Genomic DNA, 23,261 nt, shown 5'->3' with positions numbered 1-23,261 from the left:
AATAAAATTAGAATTAAAATTAAAATAAATATAACAAAATTTAATTAAAATTAAATTTAGTGCTAAATAATTTAAATTTATGAGTAAAATTGATAAAGATTTAAATAAGAAAAAAAACTTAAAAATTCTTGTAACTACTTTTTTATTAAGTCTGATAAATAAAATTAAAGAAACTAAAAAATTAAAATTTCTAATTTATATATCCCTATTACTTTTTTTTGTATTAATAATATGTGTTATTTTTAATTATTTCTCATATTTTTTTGAATTGAAAAGAGATTATGAGATTTATAAAATTAAGGATAATTTTAAGGTTAAAGTTTATTTAATGAATGAACCTTCAATAGATTATAAAAATAAAACACCAGACATTACTAAAGACTTTAATATTCCTTTTAATCTTTCTTCATTATCTGGATATAAAAATAGTGTTTTTGAAATAGAGAAAGATTTAGATTTAAATGAAATTAAAAATTTTGTGATAAAAAATAAAAATGAAAAATTAAATAATGAAAACTTTGATTTGGGAATAGCAATAGGTAAACTTTCAGATGCATCTGAAATATATATAAATGATTTTAAAATATCTGAATTTGGAAAAAGAAATGGTATAATTTTTTCGTCTTTTAATTATTATCAATATTACAGGATTCCATTTTATCTTATTGATTTATCAAATAATAATAAAATAAATATAAAAATTGTTTTATATGTTAAGACAAATGCGAGTTTAACTGACGAAATAATAATTTCTCATTATGATCTTATTTATTATAAAGCATTTATTTTAAATTTTTTTAATTTTTATTTAAAAAAATTCTTATTGATTTTTTTAATAATGATTTTCATAGTATTTTTATTTATTGGATTAAGTGAAAAAAAACTTGATTTAATATATTTCTCGCTGCTTTCTTTTTCAGTTGGAATATTTTCATTAAATCAAATATTAATATTTTTACCTATAGATTATTTAAGTTTTAATTACTTTATAATTTATAAAAGTTTATATATATGTGGTCTCCTTCTTCTTTTCTTCTTAAAAGAGTATTCTAATATTAAATTAAATAATGTAATGAAAATAATAGTAATATTTTTTTGCATCAGTTTTGTTATTGATCTTATACTTTTTAATAAATATAGATTAAGAAAAAATATATATAATTTTGAATTATTATTAGGTCTTTTAGCTTATTTTTATCTTATAATATTTTATTTGAATCTTTCCTTTAAAAAAAGCTTTGAACATCTTAAAAAGTTTAGGATTTCACTTATTTTATTTATGTTTTCGTTGATAAATGATATACTAGTTTTTACTTTGCCTGATAAATATCCTCAATTTTATACTATGATATATGGGTTTGAATTTTTGGTTATCATAATAGCAAAAAATTTATTAATAGAAATAGTAGCTATTTATAAAGATGTAACGGCAAAAAATAAACTTTTAAATAATAAAAATAAAGAGATGGAAGTATATATAGGAAAAATTACATCTATCTCAGAATTATTAAAAGAAAATTCAAATATTTACAAAAAAAATTCACTAATGATAAAAGACTTAAGTAATGAATTATCAAGTATTGTTTCACAATTTACTGCTCATTTAGAAGAAATAATAACTACAAATAATTATGTTTATGAAAATGAAGGTAAATCAATAGAAAATATAGCAAATCAAATATCTTTGATAAATGACATTGATAAGAAATTAATGGAGTTTTTTGAATTATTTAAGCAAATATATGTAAACTTAAAAAATATTAAAGATTTTGCTGAAAACATTGAAAATATATCTAAACAAACAAATCTTTTAGGACTTAATGCTTCTATAGAAGCCTCAAGAGGAGGAGATTTTGTTAAAGAGTTCCAAGTTGTTGCAAATGAAGTTAAAAATCTTGCATTAAAATCTAATATTTTGTCAACAAATATTAATGAAAATGTTAAAAGTATTATTATTTTAATTGAAAATGGTAATGTTTTAAGTAAAGAATTGAAAAATAATTTTGAAAGTTTTAACATTAATTTTAATAAATTTTATGATGTTGTTAAAAATAATAGAGAATTAAGTAATAGATTATTTGATAAATTTAATTATTTATCTAAACTTATAAATAGTTTCTCTGATATCGCAATCGAACTTGCTGAAACATCAGAAAATCTATTAACTTGATTTTACTTGATTTTATTTCTTTTATCTATAAATTTTATTTTATGGAAGTAAAAGGAATTAAAAATATTAATTGGTATGAACTTAAAAATGATGATGACAATTTTGAAAAGTTTTTAGATGATATAGAGACTTTAAACCTTGAAATTCCTGAAAAAATTTTAAAAATTCTTTATAATAGAAATATTAATAGTAAAGAAAAGTTATTTAAATTTTTTAATAAAGATATCAAATTTCTTTATCCTCCTTTTATTTTTAGAAATATTACGCAGATTATTGAAAAAATTAAATATTTTGTAAATGAAGGTAAAAAAATAGCAATATATGGAGATTCTGATATTGATGGTGTTTTAGCTTCTTATATACTTAAAGAAACATTATCTGTTCTTGGGAGTTATCCTTTGATTTTTATGCCAGATGAAGAGGATATTTATGGATTAAGTATTAAAAAAATAAATCAGATTAAAGAAAAGGGAGTTGAATTAATAATAACCGTAGATAATGGAATTTCTTCCGTTGAAGAAATTAATTATGCAAGAAGTTTAGGGATTGAAGTAATAGTAACTGATCACCATAATCCGCCAGAAAAACTTCCACAAAATTGTTTGTTAATGAACCCAAGAGTAGAAAAAATATCTTCTCTTGAAATTTTATCAGGTTGTGGAGTAGTTTTTAAACTAATAGAAGCTCTTCTTTTTTCCGTGACTAGAGTATATACAAATAAATACATTTTGTTTAATGTTAAAAAAGTTCTTTATGAAATAAAAGGTGAAAAGAAATTTTGGTATAATTTTTTTTTAGTTGAGATTGTTAATCTTAAGATAGATAGAGTACATAGTTTTACTCTAAATTTTGATGATTATATAAAAATTAAAGATTATCTAACAAATGTTGAAGATGCATTAAAATCTGAAGTTATCAAAATAGGTCAATTAATTAATCTTGAAGAACTTATCTCTTTTTTTTTGGATAAACTTAATGAAGGTTTTGAGTTTATATTTTTTAATGAAAGTTTGAAAAATTATTTTAATGAATTGATAAAAAAAAGAGATATAGAAAAAGAAAAATCGTTAAAATATATTAATGATCTTTATACTATTAAAAAAGAGATTAATATTTTAGAAATATTTAAGGAAGACTATCTTTTTGAAGAACAAAAATTATACTATCTTTTTTTTGTGGCATTAAGAGAAAATTATAGTAAGATTGAAAGATTTTTAAATAAACTTATTCCATATGTTGCTATAGCAACTATATCAGATATTATGCCTTTAATTGGTGAAAATAGGATAATAACAAGTAGTGGTATAAATAGTTTAAATGAAAAAAAAATTGAAGTTTTTAATCTATTAGTAAATGAAATAGAAAATTTATCTTATCCTTTTGATTCAGATGATATTAACTGGAAAATAAGCCCTTTATTTAATTCACCAGGAAGGTTTGGTAAGGGAGAAGTTTTAATAGATTTATTTTTATATAAAGATAAAGATAAGGTAAAAGATATCTTAGAGAATTTAAAAAATTTTAACTTAAAAAGAACAATATTGATAGAAGAGATTGTTAATAAGTATAAAAATATAAAATTGCCTATTGATAATATTATTTTTATTGAAGTAAACGATGTTGAAAGTGGACTTTCAGGTTTACTTGCTTCAAGATTAGCTAATCTTTATAATAAACCTGTTATAGTTATTATTATAAATAAAAATAAAATTTCTGGTTCATTTAGAACTATGGAATATTTAAACGGTTATGAGTTTATAAATAGATTTAAAAATTATTTTGAAAACTTTGGAGGGCATTATTCTGCATGTGGTTTTTCTATTAAGGTTGATTTATATGATAAATTTAAAGAAGAATTAAAGAATGAAATAAATTATGTACAGATTGATTATAAGATAAATAACTTTTATGATTGTTTTATATCATTTGATGAATTTGATGAAAATTTTTTTAAATGGTATAATCAACTTGAGCCTTTTGGAGAAAAATTTCAAAAACCTATATTTTATTCTTATCCTATAGAACTTGAAAATATAAGATACTTTGGCAGAAATAATAATTCTGCCTCCTTCAAAGTAATTCAAGAAGATATAATATTTGATGGTATTTTCTTTAATATTAGAGAGCAAATTGGAGAGTTAAAAAAAGAAAATATTAAAGGAATAATATATCAACTTCAAAAAAATAAATTAAATAATGAAAAAAAAGAAACATATCTTCTAAAAATATTAGATTTTATTTTTGAATAACAAAAGGGGCTTTTATGGATTTCTATAAAAAATCAGAGTTTTATATTTTTTGTTTTATCATAAGTGCTTCTATAATAGTTATTCTTTTTTTTCTAAATATTTCCTATATTGGAATAAATAGCTCTATATATTTAAATATAAGTTTATATATCTTATTATTTGATTTTATATTATTATTAATCTATTACTATATAAGATATAGAAGTGTGGAACATTACAAGAAATGTATAGAAGAATTTAAAAAGATGCAAAATATGGATTCTATTATTTTGTCAGAAAGATTTCCTGAGAGAGATGAGTTTGGAGATTTAGGAAAACATTTAAATTATTTTATGAAGATTTTGAAAAAGTTTGATGATTTAAAAAAAGAGAGAATCTTTCTTGAAAAAAAGAAAGTTAAATTTTTTATTGATATGATAAATCAACCGATTATTATTATAGATAATGAAGGATATATAATTGATTATAACAATTCTTTTTATGAATCAATTAAAAGAAAAGGAGAAAAATTTTTTAAAGGAATAAAGATATTTACATTTTTTACAGAAAATTTTGAAAATAAATTTAATCAGTTTAAAGAGGAGGACTTAGAACAAATTACAATAGAGAATGAAATTATCGAAATTGATAATGGGGAGAGTGATAAAGAAAATAAAATAAAATTTGAAATTAATATTAAGTTATTAAGAATAGTATCAACATATTTAGTTGTTGGTGAAGAAAATTTTGAAAGATTAGAAGAATATATTTTGTTTATTGATTTTTTAAATGAACTAAAATAAAGTAAATTATAATTATTTGAAATAGATAATATTTAGAATGAATAATATTAAAAAGAGAAAATTTATTTTTAAATATTTTGTTTTTTTGTTTTATTTGATTTTTATATTATTTTTATCATTTATAATTATTGATAGAATAATTTCAGAAGGGAAGGAAAATAATTGGTCAAATGTTTATATTGCTAGAAATTTAGAAAGATTTATTTATCAAAATAGGATAGCATATAGATTAAAAGAAAATTATTATGAAAAAAGTGAAGATACAGACTTGATAATTCATTTTGATGAAGAAGACCGACTTGAATTTGAAATAATTGGAAATTATAGAGTTAAAGATGTTTCATATATTCCTGACAGAATTAATAAGAAGTATGGCAAAGCGTCTGCAAATTTTTCATTACAAAATCATAAAATAATATTAATTCCATCTAAAAATTCAATTTTTTCTTCTGGAAAAGATATATCTTCTTTTACTATTGATTTCTGGTTTTATCCAGAGTCAATTTACGAAAATAATATTATCCTATCATATTATGGCCCATGTTTTATAAAAGAGTATAATAAAATTGATTATGCAGGATTTAAAATATATATTTCACAAAACAAGATTTTTTTAGATATAGCTTATTTGTTTTATATTGGTGAGGAACCTGTATCTTTTACATTAGATTCAAATATATATCTTGATATAGCTCAATGGCAACATATAGCAATTTCATACAATGCTTTTACAGGTAAATTGGTTTTTTTGAAAAATGGTAAGAAGGAAAAGATATATTGGCTTACTAATAATGGGTATGAGGATGGAACTTTACTAAATGGAAAGATTACTGAATATATCAAAAATGATTTTATTATTGGAAATAATATATTTGGAAACCTTGATGAATTTCATATTGCGAATTCTTATAATGAAGAATTTTCTCTAAGTAAATACATAGAAAAACCAGGAGAACTAATATCAAAAGTTATAGATTATAAATATTATACTTCAAAATTTAAAAAATTTATTATAGATGGCATTCAAGAAAATAATTCAAAAATTTATATATTTGCGAGAAGTTCAGAAGAGGTATTTTCTCCTGATGATTATAAAATACCATGGGTTCTTGTTGGGAATGATACTATTTTAATAGGGAAATATATTCAATGGAAACTTGTTTTTTATACTTCATATAATGGAACTTATACACCTCAATTATATGATTTTGTTTACTCAGTAGAACCAAATTTACCTCCTGCAAAGCCAAAAAATTTAAGATATCAAATTTTAGGCAATAATCAAGTTAAAATTATTTGGGATAAAAATATTGAGCCAGATATTAAAGGTTATCTTGTCTACTATGGAAAAAGTTCAAGATATTATGTTTCAAATGATGCTAAAGAAGGTCCTTCTCCTATTTTTACTGAGGAGAACTATTTAATTTTAACTTTACCACCATATGTAGATTATTATGTTGCAGTAAGAGCTCTTGATAATGCTTATGTTTATCAAAAATCAGATTTCTCAGATGAAATAGTTGTAAGAAGTCAATAAAGTAAAAGTATTTTATTAAAAATAATCTATAAATTGATCTCTAAAATTGATTAATTAAATTTTTTTGATAGATTTTTTTAGGTATATTAAAAAAGGTATTTTTTGAACCCTAATTATTTTAGTTTGCATTTTTGTTTGAAATATAATTTTTAATTAAGCTTAAACTCTAAACAGAAGGATAAATTTTATGGATAGAAAGTTTATAAACTTTCTTAAAGATTTATTTGGAATTATAGTTGGATCTGCATTATGTGGTATAGGTTACTCTATATTTTTAATACCTTTTAAAGCATCTCCTGGAGGTGTTGGAGGTTTATCTCAATTTTTCTATTATATTTTTAATATTAATCCAGGTATTGCAATGTTTATTATGAATATTCCCTTATTTATTATAGGAGTTATAGTTCTTGGAAAAGAGTTTGGAATAAAAACTCTTATTTCTATATTTTTTGTATCTGTATTTACTGATCTTTTTTCTCCAATGAATTTACTGAAAATAAACTATTTTCTACCATTTTTATATAAAATAGGTGATAAAGCTTATTCTTTTACAAGTGATTATTTTCTTGGAGTACTTGCAGGATCAGTATTACTTGGTGCAGGACTTGGTTTTGTATTTAAGTTTAATGGTTCGACTGGCGGAACAGATATTCCTGCACTAATTTTAAAAAAATACCTTGGGATTTCACCAGGTACTTCATTTTTGTTTATTGATTCATTTATAATTTTTCTTGTTGGAATTGTTTTTAAAAATGGAAATCTTATTTTATGGGGATTCTTATCTTTATTTGTTTCTTCAAAAGTCTGTGATATTGTACTAGAAGGTTTACCTTATAATAAAGGAGTGATGATAATTTCAAAGAAATATGAAGAAATAAAGAGTTTTATATTTAATGAATTAGATAGGGGTTGTACTATTATACATGGGGAAGGAGGTTTTACTTCAAAAGAGCTTAAAATAGTTTATGTAGTTATTAATTTAAAAGAACTTGAAAAGTTAAAATATTTTGTAAAGAAAATGGATAGAGAAGCTTTTATAATTGTGAATGAAGTGCATGATGTCCTGGGTTATGGATTTAAAAAAATATAAAATTGAAAAAAATAGATAAAAAATATTTTTACAAAACATATTAATGGTTTAATATTTATATAAAATAGAATTTTTTGCATTAATTTTGATTTATGGGGGAAATTGAAATGAATCATGAAGTTGAAAATATTCAATTTGATTTATCAAAAATAGATTTTAAAATAAAAAGTCTAGGTAAACCAATTTATATTTCACCTATTCAATATGTTAATTTCGTTGATGACAATGATAGAATTATTTATAATACAAATTATCAAGAGTTATTAAAAGTTATCAAAGAGAATTCTAATTCAATTATAACTTTTGAGAAAGCTGGTCCAAGAGAAAGAATCTATTTTGAACCAGAAAAAACTGTTGCTGCAATTGTAACATGTGGTGGGCTATGTCCAGGATTAAATAATGTAATAAGATCATTAGTAATGCAACTTTATTATCAATATAAAGTCTATGATATTATAGGTATAAGATATGGTTATAAAGGTTTAAATTTGGATCAAAAAATTAGTCCGATAAGACTTAATCCAACAGTAGTACAAGATATTCATAATCTTGGAGGATCTTTTCTAGGTTCTTCTAGGGGGTATTCGGATGCTGTAAAGATTGTAGATGCTCTTGAATATTATGGAATAAATGTTCTTTTTACTATAGGTGGGGATGGTACTATTAGAGGAGCTATTAAAATAGTAGAAGAAATTGAGAAAAGAGGTTTAAATATTTCTGTGGTAGGTATTCCAAAAACCATAGATAATGATATTCCATTTATTTCAAAAACATTTGGCTTTGAAACTGCTTTTTCATCTGCAGTTGAAGCTATTAGATGTGCTCATGCAGAAGCAAAAGGAGCTCCAAATGGTATAGGAATAGTTAAAGTTATGGGAAGAGATTCAGGATTTATTGCAGCTCAAGCATCACTAGCTCAAAAAGATGTAAATTATGTTCTTATTCCAGAAATTGATTTTGATTTAGAAGGTCCTAAAGGACTTTTTAAAAGTGTTGAAGAAAGACTTAAGAAAAGAGGGCATGCATTAATAGTTGTTGCTGAAGGTTCAGGACAAAAATTTTTTGAAGGAGCAGAGGCTAAATATGATGCATCAGGTAACAGAATATTAAATGATATAGGGGTTTATCTTAAAAACAAATTAAAGCAATATTTTGACAAAATAGAAATGGAAGTTAATATTAAGTATATTGATCCAAGTTATATAATTAGGTCTGTACCTGCAAGTCCTAATGATTCTGTTTATTGTGGTTTTTTAGCTGAAAATGCTGTTCATGCTGCAATGGCTGGAAAAACTAAACTTATTATCGGTAAATGGAATGAGAGCTTTGTTCATCTTCCGATGGAAATTGTTAATTTTGGTAGAAAAAAGATTGATCCTAAAGGTCCACTTTGGAGATCTGTATTATTATCTACAGGACAGGAAGAATTGAAAAATAATTAGTTTTAAATGAAAAAATAGAAGTTTATTAAAATTTAATGTCTTTTTTAAAAGGATACTTTTTATGGATTTTGTTAATAATTTTAATGTTACATCTTTAGAGAATATAAAAATTCTTATAGTTGATGATGAAGTAATAAATAGAAATATTCTTATTAATAGCTTAAAAAATTTATTTAAAGAAATTGATGTTTTAGAAGCTAGTTCGGGTATAGAAGCTTACAATTGTATTAAAAATGAAAAGATTGATATTGTTTTTTTAGATATCATAATGCCTGAAATGGATGGTTTTCAGTTGATTGAAAGATTAAAAAATGATAATTTGTTTGATAATCTAGTTATTATTGTTATTTCAGCTTTAGAGGATTCGGAAAATATTAATCAAGCTTTTTTAAAAGGAGTTTTTGACTATATCGTTAAACCTTTAGATACTAATTTATTAAATGTGGTTTTACCTATTAAAGTTAAAAATTTATTGATATATAAGAAAAATTTGGAATATTTAAAATCTATTAATTTAAAAATAGAAGCTGAAATTAAATCAAAAATGGCTGAATTAATCCATTCAGATAGATTAATTTCGATGGGGATAATGACAACAAGTATTCTTCATGAAATAAATACTCCTATAACTTACATTAAAGGAAATATTGATCTTTTTTATAACTATTATTTTAATTTTATAGAATCATTTATAAATTTTATTGAAAAATTATATGGAAAAGACAGTGAAATATTAAATAATTTTTCTTTTAAAGGGATGAACTTTTATCAAAATATTGAAAAGTTTAAAGAACTTATAAAAAACACTCAATTAGGAATTTCAAAAATAATTGAAATTATTCAAAATTTTAGATCTTTTGCTAAAAAAGATGAAGAGAAAATTTCTTATTTTGATATAAATGAACTTATTGAGAATGTTATATCAATAGTCAAAAAAACTATTGAAAGTAAGGCAAAGTTAAATTTTGAAAAAGGAGATGTTGGTAAGATAAAAATTAATAAAGCCCACTTTGAGCAAATAATTGTAAACTTAATATTAAATTCTTATCAGGCTATAAAAGAGAAAGGTACTATTAATATTAAAACTTACAGAGATAATAGTTTTGATGTCATTGAAATTGTTGATGATGGTATAGGAATGGACGAAGAAACACTGAACAGAGCTTTTGAACCTTTTTTTTCAACAAAAGGCGATGAAGGAACAGGGCTTGGTTTGTATATAACAAGTACTCTAGTTAAAAACTATGGAGGGAAAATATTTATTGAATCTGAAATAAATAAAGGAACAAAAGTTAAACTTATTTTTAATAATACCTAAAATTTTCTATCATTAAATTTTTTATAAATTTTATTTTTTAATAATACTAAAATAACAATTTTTAACAAAAAATATTGACAAATTAAAAAAAAGAAATAAATTTTAATTGAATATCTATCTTCAAATTAATTCTATTTTTCTGTTAATATTAAGGGGAGGGGGATGCAAAATAAAAATCTTTTTAATCATTGTTATTTATTAAATAAACTTTTGCTTATCTTAAAATTTTTTATAAATAAAATTATTAAATCTTCTTCATTTTTAATTTCTTTTTTTATTTTATTTTTTATTATTTTGCCCATATTTTCTCCTTTAAATGCTCAAGAAGAAGGTACTATACCAATCCCTTTTGTTGACTTAAATGTAAGGCAAGCTAGAACCCCCAGAGATGTTGCTCTTTCTTTGGAAGTTTTACTTCTTGTATCACTGTTAACATTAGCTCCATCGATAATAATTTCTGTAACTTCTTATGTTAGATTAATAATAGTATTTGATTTTCTTAAAAGAGGGTTAGGAACTCAACAGATGCCTCCATCGCAGGTTATGGCTGGTTTAGCCCTTTTTTTAACTTTTATGATAATGATGCCAACATTTCAACAGATAAATAATAATGCAATTATTCCATATATGAATGGCAAGATAAATCTCCAAGAATTCTATAATAAAGGAATTGAACCCCTAAGAATATTTATGTTTAATCAAACAAGGATCGATGATATAAGACTTTTCCTTAATATTACAAAAAAGGGCCCTCCTGCAACTTTTGCTGATTTACCAACATATATACTTATTCCAGCTTTTATTCTTTCAGAATTAAAAACTGCATTTAATATGGGAATCTTAATAATGATTCCTTTTGTCCTTATTGATATGATGGTTTCTGCAACTCTTATGTCTATGGGTATGATCATGCTTCCTCCCGTTATGATATCATTACCATTTAAGATAATTATTTTTGTTCTTGTTAATGGATGGGATCTTCTTATTGGAAACCTTGTTAAGTCTTTTAGGATGTAAGATTGAGTTGTTAATTAAAATATTTAAAGATGATAAATAATTTTTAATTAAAAGAACAAATTAAAAAATTTAGGAAAATAAAATGACAATGGGAAATTTTTTAGATGTAATGAGAGTTTCACTTTATAACTTATTGATTATTTCTGCACCGATTTTGCTTGCTTCAATGCTTGTAGGTCTTATAATTTCTATTTTACAAGCAACAACCCAGATACAAGAACAAACTTTAACTTTTGTACCAAAACTGGTTGCTGTTTTTGCTATTTTAATATTTATGGGCCCATGGATATTGAAGAAACTTATGGATTATACAATTTATATATTTAATTTACTTCCTCAAATGATAAAATAATATTATTATAAAATTATTAAATAAAAGTTTATAGAATTATATAGATATGGTACCTTTCTATTTTAGAGATATTTTTCCAGTCTTTTTACTTATTTTCATTAGAATACTTGGTATAACAATATCAAGCCCAATATTCTCTTCAACATTAGTTCCAAGGGAGTTTATTTTAACTTTAGTTTTTTTTATGTCTGCATCTATATTTTATCTTGTAACTGGTAAAGGTTATCCTTCCATTCCAAAGGATTTTTATGAATATTTTTTGCTATTATTAAATGAATTTTTTATTGGTATTTCAATTGGATTATTTTTAAATATAATATTCAGTGCATTTCAATTAGCAGCACAATTTTTTTCATTTCAAATGGGATTAGGTATTTCAGAAGTTCTTGATCCTCTTTCAGAAATTGAATCTCCTGTTATAGGTCAGCTTTACAATTTATTATCAACTCTTGTTTTTATAGCTATGAATGGATTACAATATACCACATTAGTATTATATAGATCATTTGATTATATTGGAAGAATTAACTTTGCACAAAAAGTTGAAAAAATTTTTCCATATGTTAAAGAACTTTTTTTAACATATTTTTTAATAGCATTACAAATTGCAATACCTATTATGGTATGTCTTTTACTTGTAAATATTGTTCTTGGAATAATTTCTAAATTTGCTCCAAGAATAAATGTTTTTAGTATTGGTTTAGATATTTCTGTAATAGTTGGTTTTTTACTCATTTTTATGTATCTTCCATTTTTCTTTTCAATAACAAAAAATATATTTAATAACTTATTTGAGAATATAATAAAATGGATGAAATTGTTAGGATAAATTATATTTATAAATTTGATCTTCAATTTTTTGCTGCAGAGGATGAAGGTAGAACAGAACTTCCAACAGAGTTTAAAAAGAGAAAAGCTCGAGAAGAGGAAGGATTAATATTAAAGTCACAGGATATTGTTTCTTTTTTTGTGACATTTGGGACTCTTATATCTCTAATTTATTTAATAAAATGGAGTGGAAAGTACATTTTAGATATTTTTTATTATTATCTTCAAGAAAATGTAGAGATAACCATTGGAAATTTTGGAGCTTTATTTAAGTTTGGTCTTATTAGAAGCTTATATTTTTTTGGACCTTTTGCTTTAATTTCTATTATTTTAGCAATACTTTCCAATTATTTCCAAGTGGGATTTTTCTTTTTTCCTAAGGCAATTGTTCCTGATTTAAAAAAAATATTACCAAATTTTAGCAGATACTTTAAGCAAATTTTTGGTTTAAGAGGTTTTGTAAATTTTTTAAAATCTTTTGTAGTTGTTTTTGGTTCTTTTGCTATATTTTTGTCTATAATGAATTCTTCTATCTTTAAGATACTCCAATCTTCTCAGAATAGCATTCAGACAACTCTTGAACTATTTTATATTATCTTGAGAGATACAGTTTTAAGAATAGCTGTTATAATATTGATTTTAGCAATTCTTGATTATTTTTTTCAGAGAAGAGAGTATATAGAAGCATTAAAAATGTCTCGATATGAACTAAAACAGGAAATATATGAGCAAGAGGGAAGACCTGAAATAAAACAAGCAAGAAATAAAAGAAGAAGAGAAATAATGAAAAGAAAATCCCTCGAAGAAGTTAAAACTGCAGATGTAGTAATTACAAACCCAACACATATTGCGGTTGCATTGAAGTACGAATATGGGATAGATATAGCACCTAAAGTTGTTGCTAAAGGAGAAGATCTTTGGGCGAAGAGAATCAAAGAGATAGCTATTGAGTATGATATTTATATTTATGAAAATAAACCTTTGGCTAGAGAGTTATATAAGAGACTTGATATTGGAGACTATATTCCTTATGATCTTTATGAAATAATGGTAAAAGTTTTTGAAGTTGTTTATAAAGAAAAGAAAAGTAAAAATTTTAGTAAAATATTTGAATAAATTAGCTTAATTAAATTAATTTATAATTTATTTAATATAATCAAAGAAGGTAGGGATTATGGCAGATACTTTTAAAATTGCAAATATAGCTCGCTTTGCCAAATCTCCAGATTTAATAATAGTTATATTTGTGATAGTGACTATAATGATGTTGATTATTCCAGTAAGTGGTTTTGTCCTTGATTTTATGATGAGTTTATCTATTTCAACAGGTCTTTTAGTAATGATTTTGGTTATATTTTCGAAAAGTCCACTTGATTTATCTATTTTTCCATCACTTTTACTTATTTTGACTCTTTTTAGATTAGCTATAAATGTTTCATCAACAAGACTTATTTTGATAAAAGGTCCCCAATTTAATGGTCAACTTGTTAAAAGTTTTGGTAATTTTGTAGTTGCTGGTAATTACATTGTAGGAATTATTATATTCATTATATTGATAGCTGTTCAATATATTGTTATTACAAAAGGAACCACAAGGGTATCAGAAGTAGCTGCAAGATTTGCTCTTGATTCTCTTCCTGGTAAACAGATGTCAATCGATTCTGATCTAGCTGCTGGGATAATAACAGAGCAAGAAGCTATAAGAAGAAGGCTAGAGTTACAAAGAGAAGCTGATTTTTATGGTGATATGGATGGTGCTTCTAAATTTATTTCTGGAGATGTTATTGTTGGTATTTTGATAACTTTTATTAACTCTATTGGAGGAATTTTAATTGGAATATTTAAATTTAATATGGATATTACATCTGCTGTTAATACATTTCTTCTTTTTACTGTTGGTGATGGACTTGTTTCTCAAATTCCATCTATTTTAAACTCAACTGCTGCTGGAATCATTATGACAAGATCGTCTGCGAATAATACCTTGGGTATTGACTTTTTTGATCAGATTAAAAAACAATATAAGCCATTATGGATAATAAGTGGAATTATGCTATTTTTTGCTTTTTTGCCTGGATTTCCAAAGTTAGCAGTATTATTGCTTGCATTGATGTTTGGGGCATTTGCATATTTTTTAGGTAAAAAAGAGGAAGCTGTTTCTATTAAAGAAAAAGAGGAAAAAGAAAAAGAGAAAGAGAAGCCAACAACCATTGATAGAATAATTCCTGTTGACCCAATTGCTTTAGAAATTGGTTATTCCTTAATACCTCTTGTTGATAAATCTCAAGGTGGAGATCTTTTTGATAGAATAGTAAATGTAAGGAAGCAAATTGCTTATGATTATGGTATGATTGTTCCTACAATTTCTGTTAGAGATTCTTTAAAACTAGATCCAAATCAATATATGATTAAGATTAATGGTGTAGAAGCAGCAACTTTTGAAGTATACCCTGATAAACTTCTTGCTATTAATCCTGGAACTGTAAGTGAACAAATTGAAGGCAAGATAATAGCAGAACCAGCTTATGGACTTCCTTCTATTTGGATAGATCCTAAAGATAAAAATTATGCAGAATCTCTTGGATATACTGTTATAGATAGCTCAACAGTTATTATAACTCATTTAACTGAAGTAATAATTCAAAATGTTGATTCTTTGTTGGGAAGAGAAGAAGTTAAAAAAATTATTGATTCAGTAAAAGAAATGTATCCTACTTTGGTTTCTGAAATAGATGATAAAAAATACTATGGTGTAATTCAGAAAATTTTACAGAAATTACTTCTTGAGAAAGTATCTATTAGAAATATAACTACAATTTTTGAAACAATATCTGATAATACTTCTTATTTCCATAATCCGGATATTATTGTAGAATTTATAAGGCAAAAACTTAAAAATCAAATATGTGCAAAATATGCTGATTCTAAAGGATATTTATATATAGTTCAACTTGATGCAAAGCTTGAAAATTATCTTGCTTCAGAGTTTGAAAAGATTGATAAAACAGGTGTAACTTCAATAAATCCAGAATATTTAAACAAATTGATAAATGTTTTTGTTGAGAAAGAAGCAGAAGTATATAAGAAAGGATATGAATATTTTATTGTTGTTGTATCTAATAGATTAAGAAGACATTTAAGAAATCTCTTTTCTTCTATTATTCCTAAAGCAGTTTTTTTATCTTTTGATGAGTTATCAAAAAATTATAAAATTGAAGTTATTGATGTTATAAAAATAGATTGAGAAAAATTAAAATAATGTAATATTATAAAAAATATAAAAAATAATTAATATATAAATTTATCATTATTGATTTTAAAAGAGTGTAAAAGAGTTAATTACTTTATTAAAACAGGCTTAATAACTTATGAAATGAGGTTTTTATGAGATACTTAACTTTTGAAGGAGAGGATTTAAAAAAGATTCAAAATACTTTAAAAACTCAATATGGTGATGAGGTTTTAATATTAAATGTTGAACAAAAAGAGAAAGGGCTTTTAAAGAAGAAAAAATATTTTTCAGTTGTTGTTGGTATTGAGGATGAAGTTTATAATAAATCAATAAATAGGGGATATTATAAAAGAAAAAAAGCAGCTATAAATGATTCTCAAAATAGCTTATTTGAAGAAGTAAATGAAAAAGAGATTAAAGAAGAAGATAAAAATACTAGTAAAATAAATTCTAAATATACTCAGAATAAAGATAATATATCTCAAAAGCTTATTCTTTATAAACATGTAAAAAATATAATAGAAGAGAAATCTAAATTATTAAATAATAATATTAACACTTATGATAATAAATCTTCAATATTGAATACATATCAAAATGATATAAAAGTAAACGAATTAAAAGATTTTTTTAGCTTAAAATTAAATGATATAGAAAATAAGATTCAAATGATTATTCAAAATACTAATAAAATTAATTTATTAGAAGAAAAAGGAGTTTCATTAATTGATAAATTTTGTGATTCTCTTTCTAATTTTGATTTTTCAAAAGATTATATTAATCATTTAAAAGAGAAGTTTAGAAATTCTCTTTCTTTTAATGAATCACAATCTATTGAAGTGATAAAAAGTAAAGTGTATGAAGAAATTGAAAACAACATTAATATTTGTTGTAATACTTTTGAAAAAGGAGATGTAATTGTTTTAATAGGTCCTACTGGTGTGGGAAAAACGACAACTCTTGTAAAATTAGCTTCTCAGTATAGAGTTTATAAGGATATGAACATAAAATTTTTAACTATTGATCAATATAAAATAGGAGCTGTTGATCATTTAAACAATTATGCTGAGATTTTAAAAACAAAATGCGAAATAATAAGGAATAAAGATGACTTAATAAAAAATATAGTTGATGATACAGATTTAATTTTTGTTGATACACTCGGAACTTCTCAAAAGGATAATCATCACCTTGCAATTATTAAAGATAGACTTGATATTAAAAAAAAGAAATTAAAAATATTTTTAACTATTTCTGCAACAACAAAATATTCCGATATTATAGATATAATAGAAAGATTTAAATTTATAAATTATGATTCGATAATTGTTACAAAACTTGATGAAACAAATACATTAGGGCAAGTTGTTTCTGCATTGTGGAAATTTAATTTGCCTATTTCTTTTTTAACAAATGGACAAGATATATTGGAAACATTAATTGTTCCTGATAAAAAGAAAATTATGGATATTTTATTTCAGGGGGAAAGGATTTATGATTGATCAAGCTGAAAAATTAAGAAAAGTAATGGAAGAAAAAGAAAAGAAGGGTAAAACTAAGATTATTACTGTAGCTTCTGGAAAAGGTGGTGTTGGCAAAACTAATTTTGCTGTTAACTTGGCTATAGCTTATGCTCAATATGGGAAAAATGTTCTGGTGATGGATGCTGATCTTGGTCTTGCAAATGTTAATGTAATACTTGGAATAATACCAAAATATAACCTTTACCATGTTGTAAAAAGAAAAAAGACAATGAAAGAGATAGTTCTTGATACGAAATATGGGATAAAAATAATTGCTGGTGCTTCTGGTTTTTCAGAACTTGCAAATCTTCCTGATGATGAAAGAGAAAATTTTATAGAATCACTATCAGAACTTAACTTTGCTGATATAATAATAATTGATACAGGTGCTGGTGTTTCTAATAATGTTTTATCTTTTATAGTTGCTTCAGATGAAACAATAATAGTAACAACACCAGAAACAACTGCTATTACTGATGCTTATGGTATTATAAAATCTATATATGCTCTCGATAAAGATATAGTAATTAAGCTTGTAATAAATAAATGTAAAACTATAGCAGAAGGGAAAAAAGTTGCAGAAAGAATTATAAATATTGCTTTTCAATTCTTATCGATAAAAGTTGAAAATTTAGGTTACATTATGGATGATGAAATTGTTGAAAAAGCTGTAAAACTGCAAAAACCATTTCTTGTTCTTAATCCTAAATCAAAAGCTTCCCTTTCTATATATCATGTTGTTTCTCAACTGGAACATATAAATAATGTTGAAGGTAAAGGGATTGTAGGATTTATAAAAAAATTTTTTAATTATTCAAATGTAAGTTAAATCTATAATAATTATTAATAAAAAAATTTAATTTTAATTTTTGAAAAATTTAAACCTGCTATTAATTTTGCCATACGGTAATTTATTTAAATAAAAAAAATATAAAAATGTTTAATTTTTTATTTTTTATTTTAAAATTATAGAAAATAAATAAATATTTAGTTTTATAAAAGAATTATGAAAAAAACAATTTATATAATAATATTTTTTACAACAATAGGATTTATTTTTAGTTTCTTCCCTTCTTTAATTGTAGGAGTTTCTTTTATTAAACTTATTATTAGAACAATATTTTCAACAATAATAATGTCTATTTTTGGTATAATTCTAGCTATTTTTATTGATAAAAATATATCTATTGATACATTTGATAATAATGTAGCTATAAATATTAAAAAGAAGGAGGAAAATCCAGAAAATTCTAACTTAAATTTTGAAGATTACTTGAGAAGTAATTTTGAAGACAATAAGATAGATAAGGAAGATATTGTTGAGAAAAGCAAATTAGAGGAAGATGTTAAAGAAGAAGAAGAAGATATAAATTATTCTTCAATTTTTAGTAGTTTGGAGAAACAAGAAAATCAAGAAGATATTATTGATGAATCTAATAATTTCAGATCTTTTGAATATAAAAATTTTCCTGATAAAGATGAAATAACTTCACTTGAGGGGGAAGTTAAAGAAAATAAAGTAATAATAGATAATAATATTAATTTAAATGAACCAAAAATTATCCATTCTGATGATGATTTAAAGGAGGTATCTATTGGTGATTCAGAAAAAACATTAATAAGTTCTACTTCCTCTTCTTCTATTGTTAATAGTGATATAGAATCTATTGATCAGGATTATATTTATTTAAAAAATAAAAAGAAAATAGAAAATAAACCAGAGAAAATTGCAAAGGTTATTAAAAATATGATGATGGAGGACAAAGAGGATTAATATGGAGGAATCAAAGATTGATTCACTGGTTAATAAGAGAAATATAGACAAAAAATTTGCAAAACTTTTACTAATTTTTACTGGTGGAGATGAAGAAGCAGCATTGAAGATAATAGATTCAATAGATAAGGATATTGCTGTAATTAAATTGAAAGCTTCATGTAATTTAAATAATATTTATGTTGATATGGTTCTATTTTATAATAGGAAAATATGTAATATAGAGGATAGCTCTTTTATTTTGATAACAAAAGATGCTTCTGCATTTAATATTAATATTAAAGATGATTATCAAAATGTTATTGAAACTATAGAAAATTTAAGACTCTCCTTGTTGCATGAAAATAAAATGGAGACTGAACTATTTGAATTTATTAAAAGTTATGTGAAAAATGGAAACTTTAAAATTTATGATGATATAAAATATATGAGCGATAAAAAATTTGAAGAAAAACAAATTATTCTTTTTACTAATATTTTTGAGAAATTCTTTGGTGAAACAAATGTTATTGTTAAAATTGACTTACAAAATATTGATATTTTTAGTATGATTAAATGTAAGAATAAATATTTTGATGAGGAAATAGAACGTGAAGATTTATCAGAAAATTCAGATGAAAAAAATAAAAATAATATATCTAATGATACTAAAGGAATAAATATTATCCAACTTGAATGTGAACCATTTTATTCTCCAGTTAGGGGGTCAAGTATTAGTCTTTTTAATGTTGGAGACTCTATAAAGGTTAAAATAATTGATCAAAGAGAAATAGCAACTTTTTTAACTAAATTAATGAATGGTATAGATGAGAATGGGAATTTTCAACCAATACTTGCTAAAATTTTATCAAAAGAAAAACTTGATGATGATTTATACAAAATAATAGTTGAATTTGGGCCAGGAATAACAGGAAAATTAATATGTGGTACTGATATAAAAGTTGATGGAGAATATGCTAATATTGATTATTCAAAAATTAATAAACCTACAAAAAATATTAAATCAAGAGGGCTAAATTTATCAACAGGCTTTATTTTTATTGCTATTATTATTTTGATTATTGCTTTGGTTATTTTAATCCTTTTAAGTTAAACTTTATTTTTTCACATAGGAGGGGTATAGTGTTTGAAAATAAAACTGAAGAAGAATTATGGCTTGAGTATAAAAATACTGGAAATGAAAAAATTAGAGAATATTTTGTGATAAAGTATGCACCTCTTGTAAAGCATATAGCAGGTAAAATTTCATATAAAATTAAAGGAGCAGTTGAATTTGATGATTTATTAGGATTTGGAACAATTGGATTACTTGATGCTATTGAAAAATATGATCCATCTAAAAAGATAAAGTTTAATACTTATGCTACAACAAGAATTATGGGTTCTATTTACGATGAATTAAGAAATTTAGACTGGATTCCAAGAACAATTAGACAGAAGACAAAACAGTTGGAATCAACTATAAGTAAATTGGAAGAAGAATTAGGAAGACCTCCATCTGATGAAGAAATAGCAAATAAATTAAATATTTCTTATGAAGAATTACAAAAATGGTATACTGATGCAAATGGAACAACTTTACTTTCTCTATCTGATTTATATTCAAAGCAAAGTGGGGATGGAGAACCTATTGAATTTATCAATACTGTTGAATCTCCTGAAGTTAAAAATCCTGAAAGAATAGTAGAAAAAACAGAAATTACAAATTTGCTTGCTGATGCTATTAAAGAGTTGCCAGATAAAGAAAAAAAAGTTTTAATACTTTATTATTATGAAGAATTAACATTGAAAGAGATAGGAGAAGTTCTTGATATAACTGAGTCTAGAGTGTCTCAATTACATACCAAAGCTATTATTAGATTAAGATCAAAAGTTGCAAAATTTTTAAATATGAATGTTAATTTAGAGAAAGAACTTGATAAAAATAAAGAATAATATTTTAGTTTATATTATTGATTATATCAAATAGATTGGAAAGATTATGGATAAGCTTAAAGAATTATTAAGAACATTAAATTTTACAGAGAAATCAAAGAAAATTATTATTGAAGCTTATTCTCTTGAAAAAGCAATATCGGAAGGTTGCAAAAAATTACACGCTTCTTTAAACGAAGTTGAATATGAAATTATAAACTATGGTTCCACTGGCTTTTTAGGATTAAATAAAAAACCTTATAAAATATTGATTTATAAAGTTTCAAAAGTTATAGAAGAGAGAGTTGAAGAGTTAGATTTATCTTCTAAAGAAATAAAAGTAGAAGAAATTCTTGATCCCGATGGTAAATTCAGTATAATATTGAGTAAAAGTGGTGTTTTACTTAAAGTTACACCACCAAAAGCAAAAGGTGGAAAGGTTATCAAATTTAATGAGGTTATTGATATCATCAAAACGAAAAATTTAACAAATTATAATGAAAAAATAATTAGAAAAGTGGTTGAAGAGGCAAAAGGAGAATATGTTGTTGTTGGCGAATATAATGGTTTATATGAAGCTTCTGCAACATTTCAAATAAAAGTTTCACATGATGAAATGAGTGCTTCTGTAATAATGTTCCCTCCCAAAGCTAGAGGTTTTGAATTAAGTGCTGAAGAGATACTTGAAGGATTGAAGAATAATGGAGTTGTTGAGGGAATAATTAAAGAAGAGATAGAAAAATTGGTAGATGAAAAAATTTATTATCAGGATGTTATTGTTGCTAAAGGTAAAAAACCTATAAATGGAGAAAATGCTCAATTTAAATATCATTTTGATATAAATAGTGATACAAATACTTATAGAGAAATAATAGAGAAAGGGAAATTTGATTTTAAACTTATAAATAAAAAAATCCAAAATGTGCTAAAAAACGATCTACTTGTTGAAAAAATACCTTTTTCTGAAGGTGAAGCAGGTTATACTGTTACAGGAAAAATTATGCCGGCAAGACCTGGTCAAGATAAGCAGATTCCAGCAGGTGAAAATACTATACTAAGCCCTGATGGTTTACAATTAAGAGCTGCTATAGATGGCCAAGTTATCAAAAAAGGTAATAAGATTTGTGTAGAACCTGTTAAACATATTCAAGGAGATGTTGATATTAAAGTTGGAAACATTGTTTTTGTAGGTTCTGTAGTAGTTCATGGTTCAGTAATGGATGGTTTTTCTATAAAATGTAAAGGAACAATAGAAGTTAGAGGTTCAGTAGGTAAATGCACACTTATTTCCGATTCTGATATTTATATAGCTGAAGGTATACACGGACAAGAAGAAGCAGAAATAATAACTGAGGGTAGTGTATTTGCAAAATTTATTGAAAGTGCAAAAGTTTCAGCTGGGAAATTTGTAATAGTTGATGACCATATTGGTCATTCTATTATAGATGCAAATGAGTGTGTTGTTTTATTTGGAAGGAGAGCTCAACTCTATGGAGGAGTAATAAGGTGTGGAGTTGAAGTTAACTGTAAAACACTTGGAAATATATCTTATTCTGATACAATAATAGAGGTAGGAATATTACCTGAATTAAGAAGGGAATATGAAAAAATTATGGATGAAAAAGTTAAACTAGAAGAGGAAATATCTAATATTAAGCTTGATATATCAACTCTTGAAGATTTAAGAAAAAATAGATCTAAATGGAATGAAGAAAAACAAAATATATATAAAGAGAAAATCGAAAGATTAAAAGAGTTAAATGAAATTTTAATAAATTTAAATGATAATTTAAAAGAAATTATTCAGAAAATAAGAGAGATGGATATAGGTGGAAAAGTTTGTTTTAAATCCATTTGTTATCCAAATGTTTTAATAAAAACTAAAAATGCTGAATATAAAGCAGAACAGGAATTAAGATCTGGAACATTTTATGAAAAAGACAATAATGTAATGATTGGGCCTTATGAACCTCCTGCTGTTGATAGAAGATTGTTTGATAAAAGAATGTTGTCTTTAAGAGGAAAGCTCTAAA

18 protein-coding genes are annotated in these 23,261 nt (G+C 24.0%); all 18 read left to right on the top strand.

Features of this window, described 5'->3' with window-relative positions:
• The first annotated feature begins 79 nt into the window (after positions 1-79).
• The 18 genes from N3A58_05635 to N3A58_05550 all read left to right on the top strand — a co-directional run bounded on the left by N3A58_05635 (position 80) and on the right by N3A58_05550 (position 23,260).
• The gene (locus N3A58_05635; GenBank protein MCX8058876.1) at positions 80-2,170 is read left to right on the top strand and encodes a methyl-accepting chemotaxis protein; all 2,091 of its coding nucleotides are present in this window, start codon (positions 80-82) and stop codon (positions 2,168-2,170) included.
• A gap of 41 nt (positions 2,171-2,211) precedes the next feature.
• Entirely contained in the window at positions 2,212-4,419 is a 2,208-nt protein-coding gene (gene recJ / locus N3A58_05630) for a single-stranded-DNA-specific exonuclease RecJ (GenBank protein ID MCX8058875.1), read from the top strand.
• Positions 4,420-4,433: 14 nt separating this feature from the next.
• Positions 4,434-5,201 carry a hypothetical protein gene (locus tag N3A58_05625; GenBank protein ID MCX8058874.1) on the top strand — a complete coding sequence of 256 codons (768 nt, stop codon included), beginning with the start codon at positions 4,434-4,436 and terminating at the stop codon, positions 5,199-5,201.
• A 37-nt stretch (positions 5,202-5,238) separates the two neighbouring features.
• The gene (locus tag N3A58_05620) at positions 5,239-6,738 is read left to right on the top strand and encodes a hypothetical protein (protein ID MCX8058873.1); all 1,500 of its coding nucleotides are present in this window, start codon (positions 5,239-5,241) and stop codon (positions 6,736-6,738) included.
• A gap of 187 nt (positions 6,739-6,925) precedes the next feature.
• Positions 6,926-7,828, top strand: a complete 903-nt coding sequence (locus N3A58_05615) for a YitT family protein (protein ID MCX8058872.1) — start codon at positions 6,926-6,928, stop codon at positions 7,826-7,828.
• Between the two features lie 107 nt (positions 7,829-7,935).
• Positions 7,936-9,270, top strand: coding sequence for an ATP-dependent 6-phosphofructokinase (locus N3A58_05610; GenBank protein ID MCX8058871.1), 1,335 nt, complete (start codon positions 7,936-7,938; stop codon positions 9,268-9,270).
• A 61-nt stretch (positions 9,271-9,331) separates the two neighbouring features.
• Positions 9,332-10,588: a response regulator gene (locus N3A58_05605; GenBank protein MCX8058870.1), complete on the top strand. Its 1,257-nt coding sequence runs from the start codon at positions 9,332-9,334 to the stop codon at positions 10,586-10,588.
• Positions 10,589-10,750: 162 nt separating this feature from the next.
• A complete protein-coding gene (fliP, locus tag N3A58_05600) occupies positions 10,751-11,605 on the top strand; it encodes a flagellar type III secretion system pore protein FliP (protein MCX8058869.1) in 855 nt (284 codons plus the stop codon).
• Positions 11,606-11,687: 82 nt separating this feature from the next.
• On the top strand, positions 11,688-11,957 hold the full coding sequence (gene fliQ, locus N3A58_05595; GenBank protein MCX8058868.1) for a flagellar biosynthesis protein FliQ: 270 nt from the start codon (positions 11,688-11,690) through the stop codon (positions 11,955-11,957).
• Between the two features lie 46 nt (positions 11,958-12,003).
• Positions 12,004-12,786 carry a flagellar biosynthetic protein FliR gene (fliR, locus tag N3A58_05590; GenBank protein ID MCX8058867.1) on the top strand — a complete coding sequence of 261 codons (783 nt, stop codon included), beginning with the start codon at positions 12,004-12,006 and terminating at the stop codon, positions 12,784-12,786.
• Positions 12,765-13,901, top strand: a complete 1,137-nt coding sequence (locus tag N3A58_05585; protein ID MCX8058866.1) for an EscU/YscU/HrcU family type III secretion system export apparatus switch protein — start codon at positions 12,765-12,767, stop codon at positions 13,899-13,901. Before fliR ends, N3A58_05585 begins: the two co-directional genes overlap by 22 nt.
• Before the next feature lie 58 nt (positions 13,902-13,959).
• A complete protein-coding gene (gene flhA, locus N3A58_05580; protein ID MCX8058865.1) occupies positions 13,960-16,029 on the top strand; it encodes a flagellar biosynthesis protein FlhA in 2,070 nt (689 codons plus the stop codon).
• 140 nt (positions 16,030-16,169) lie between these two features.
• Entirely contained in the window at positions 16,170-17,519 is a 1,350-nt protein-coding gene (locus N3A58_05575) for an AAA family ATPase (GenBank protein MCX8058864.1), read from the top strand.
• Positions 17,512-18,369 carry a MinD/ParA family protein gene (locus tag N3A58_05570; protein ID MCX8058863.1) on the top strand — a complete coding sequence of 286 codons (858 nt, stop codon included), beginning with the start codon at positions 17,512-17,514 and terminating at the stop codon, positions 18,367-18,369. The genes N3A58_05575 and N3A58_05570 overlap by 8 nt, the downstream gene beginning before the upstream one ends.
• Before the next feature lie 177 nt (positions 18,370-18,546).
• On the top strand, positions 18,547-19,314 hold the full coding sequence (locus N3A58_05565) for a hypothetical protein (GenBank protein ID MCX8058862.1): 768 nt from the start codon (positions 18,547-18,549) through the stop codon (positions 19,312-19,314).
• Between the two features lies 1 nt (position 19,315).
• Positions 19,316-20,407 (top strand): DUF4899 domain-containing protein, encoded by a 1,092-nt coding sequence (locus N3A58_05560; GenBank protein ID MCX8058861.1) that lies wholly within the window; start codon positions 19,316-19,318, stop codon positions 20,405-20,407.
• Positions 20,408-20,436: 29 nt separating this feature from the next.
• Positions 20,437-21,249, top strand: a complete 813-nt coding sequence (gene whiG / locus N3A58_05555) for an RNA polymerase sigma factor WhiG (protein ID MCX8058860.1) — start codon at positions 20,437-20,439, stop codon at positions 21,247-21,249.
• Positions 21,250-21,295: 46 nt separating this feature from the next.
• Positions 21,296-23,260, top strand: coding sequence for a FapA family protein (locus N3A58_05550; GenBank protein ID MCX8058859.1), 1,965 nt, complete (start codon positions 21,296-21,298; stop codon positions 23,258-23,260).
• Position 23,261 lies beyond the last annotated feature (1 nt).

Source organism: Spirochaetota bacterium (genome assembly GCA_026415295.1).
In the GTDB taxonomy this organism is placed as follows: Bacteria; Spirochaetota; JAAYUW01; order JAAYUW01; family JAOAHJ01; genus JAOAHJ01.
The sequence above is the reverse complement of the archived record's forward strand: the minus strand, read 5'-3'. Positions and strand labels throughout refer to the sequence as shown.

Bases quoted from the DNA above. Each gene is read 5' to 3' on its own strand.
- fliR (MCX8058867.1), top strand. From the start codon at position 12,004: ATGGTACCTTTCTATTTTAGAGATATTTTTCCAGTCTTTTTACTTATT.
- N3A58_05560 (MCX8058861.1), top strand. From the start codon at position 19,316: ATGGAGGAATCAAAGATTGATTCACTGGTTAATAAGAGAAATATAGAC.
- N3A58_05605 (MCX8058870.1), top strand. From the start codon at position 9,332: ATGGATTTTGTTAATAATTTTAATGTTACATCTTTAGAGAATATAAAA.
- N3A58_05610 (MCX8058871.1), top strand. From the start codon at position 7,936: ATGAATCATGAAGTTGAAAATATTCAATTTGATTTATCAAAAATAGAT.
- N3A58_05575 (MCX8058864.1), top strand. From the start codon at position 16,170: ATGAGATACTTAACTTTTGAAGGAGAGGATTTAAAAAAGATTCAAAAT.
- N3A58_05635 (MCX8058876.1), top strand. From the start codon at position 80: ATGAGTAAAATTGATAAAGATTTAAATAAGAAAAAAAACTTAAAAATT.
- fliQ (MCX8058868.1), top strand. From the start codon at position 11,688: ATGACAATGGGAAATTTTTTAGATGTAATGAGAGTTTCACTTTATAAC.
- flhA (MCX8058865.1), top strand. From the start codon at position 13,960: ATGGCAGATACTTTTAAAATTGCAAATATAGCTCGCTTTGCCAAATCT.
- N3A58_05570 (MCX8058863.1), top strand. From the start codon at position 17,512: ATGATTGATCAAGCTGAAAAATTAAGAAAAGTAATGGAAGAAAAAGAA.
- N3A58_05625 (MCX8058874.1), top strand. From the start codon at position 4,434: ATGGATTTCTATAAAAAATCAGAGTTTTATATTTTTTGTTTTATCATA.
- N3A58_05585 (MCX8058866.1), top strand. From the start codon at position 12,765: ATGGATGAAATTGTTAGGATAAATTATATTTATAAATTTGATCTTCAA.
- N3A58_05615 (MCX8058872.1), top strand. From the start codon at position 6,926: ATGGATAGAAAGTTTATAAACTTTCTTAAAGATTTATTTGGAATTATA.
- fliP (MCX8058869.1), top strand. From the start codon at position 10,751: ATGCAAAATAAAAATCTTTTTAATCATTGTTATTTATTAAATAAACTT.
- N3A58_05550 (MCX8058859.1), top strand. From the start codon at position 21,296: ATGGATAAGCTTAAAGAATTATTAAGAACATTAAATTTTACAGAGAAA.
- N3A58_05565 (MCX8058862.1), top strand. From the start codon at position 18,547: ATGAAAAAAACAATTTATATAATAATATTTTTTACAACAATAGGATTT.
- N3A58_05620 (MCX8058873.1), top strand. From the start codon at position 5,239: ATGAATAATATTAAAAAGAGAAAATTTATTTTTAAATATTTTGTTTTT.
- recJ (MCX8058875.1), top strand. From the start codon at position 2,212: ATGGAAGTAAAAGGAATTAAAAATATTAATTGGTATGAACTTAAAAAT.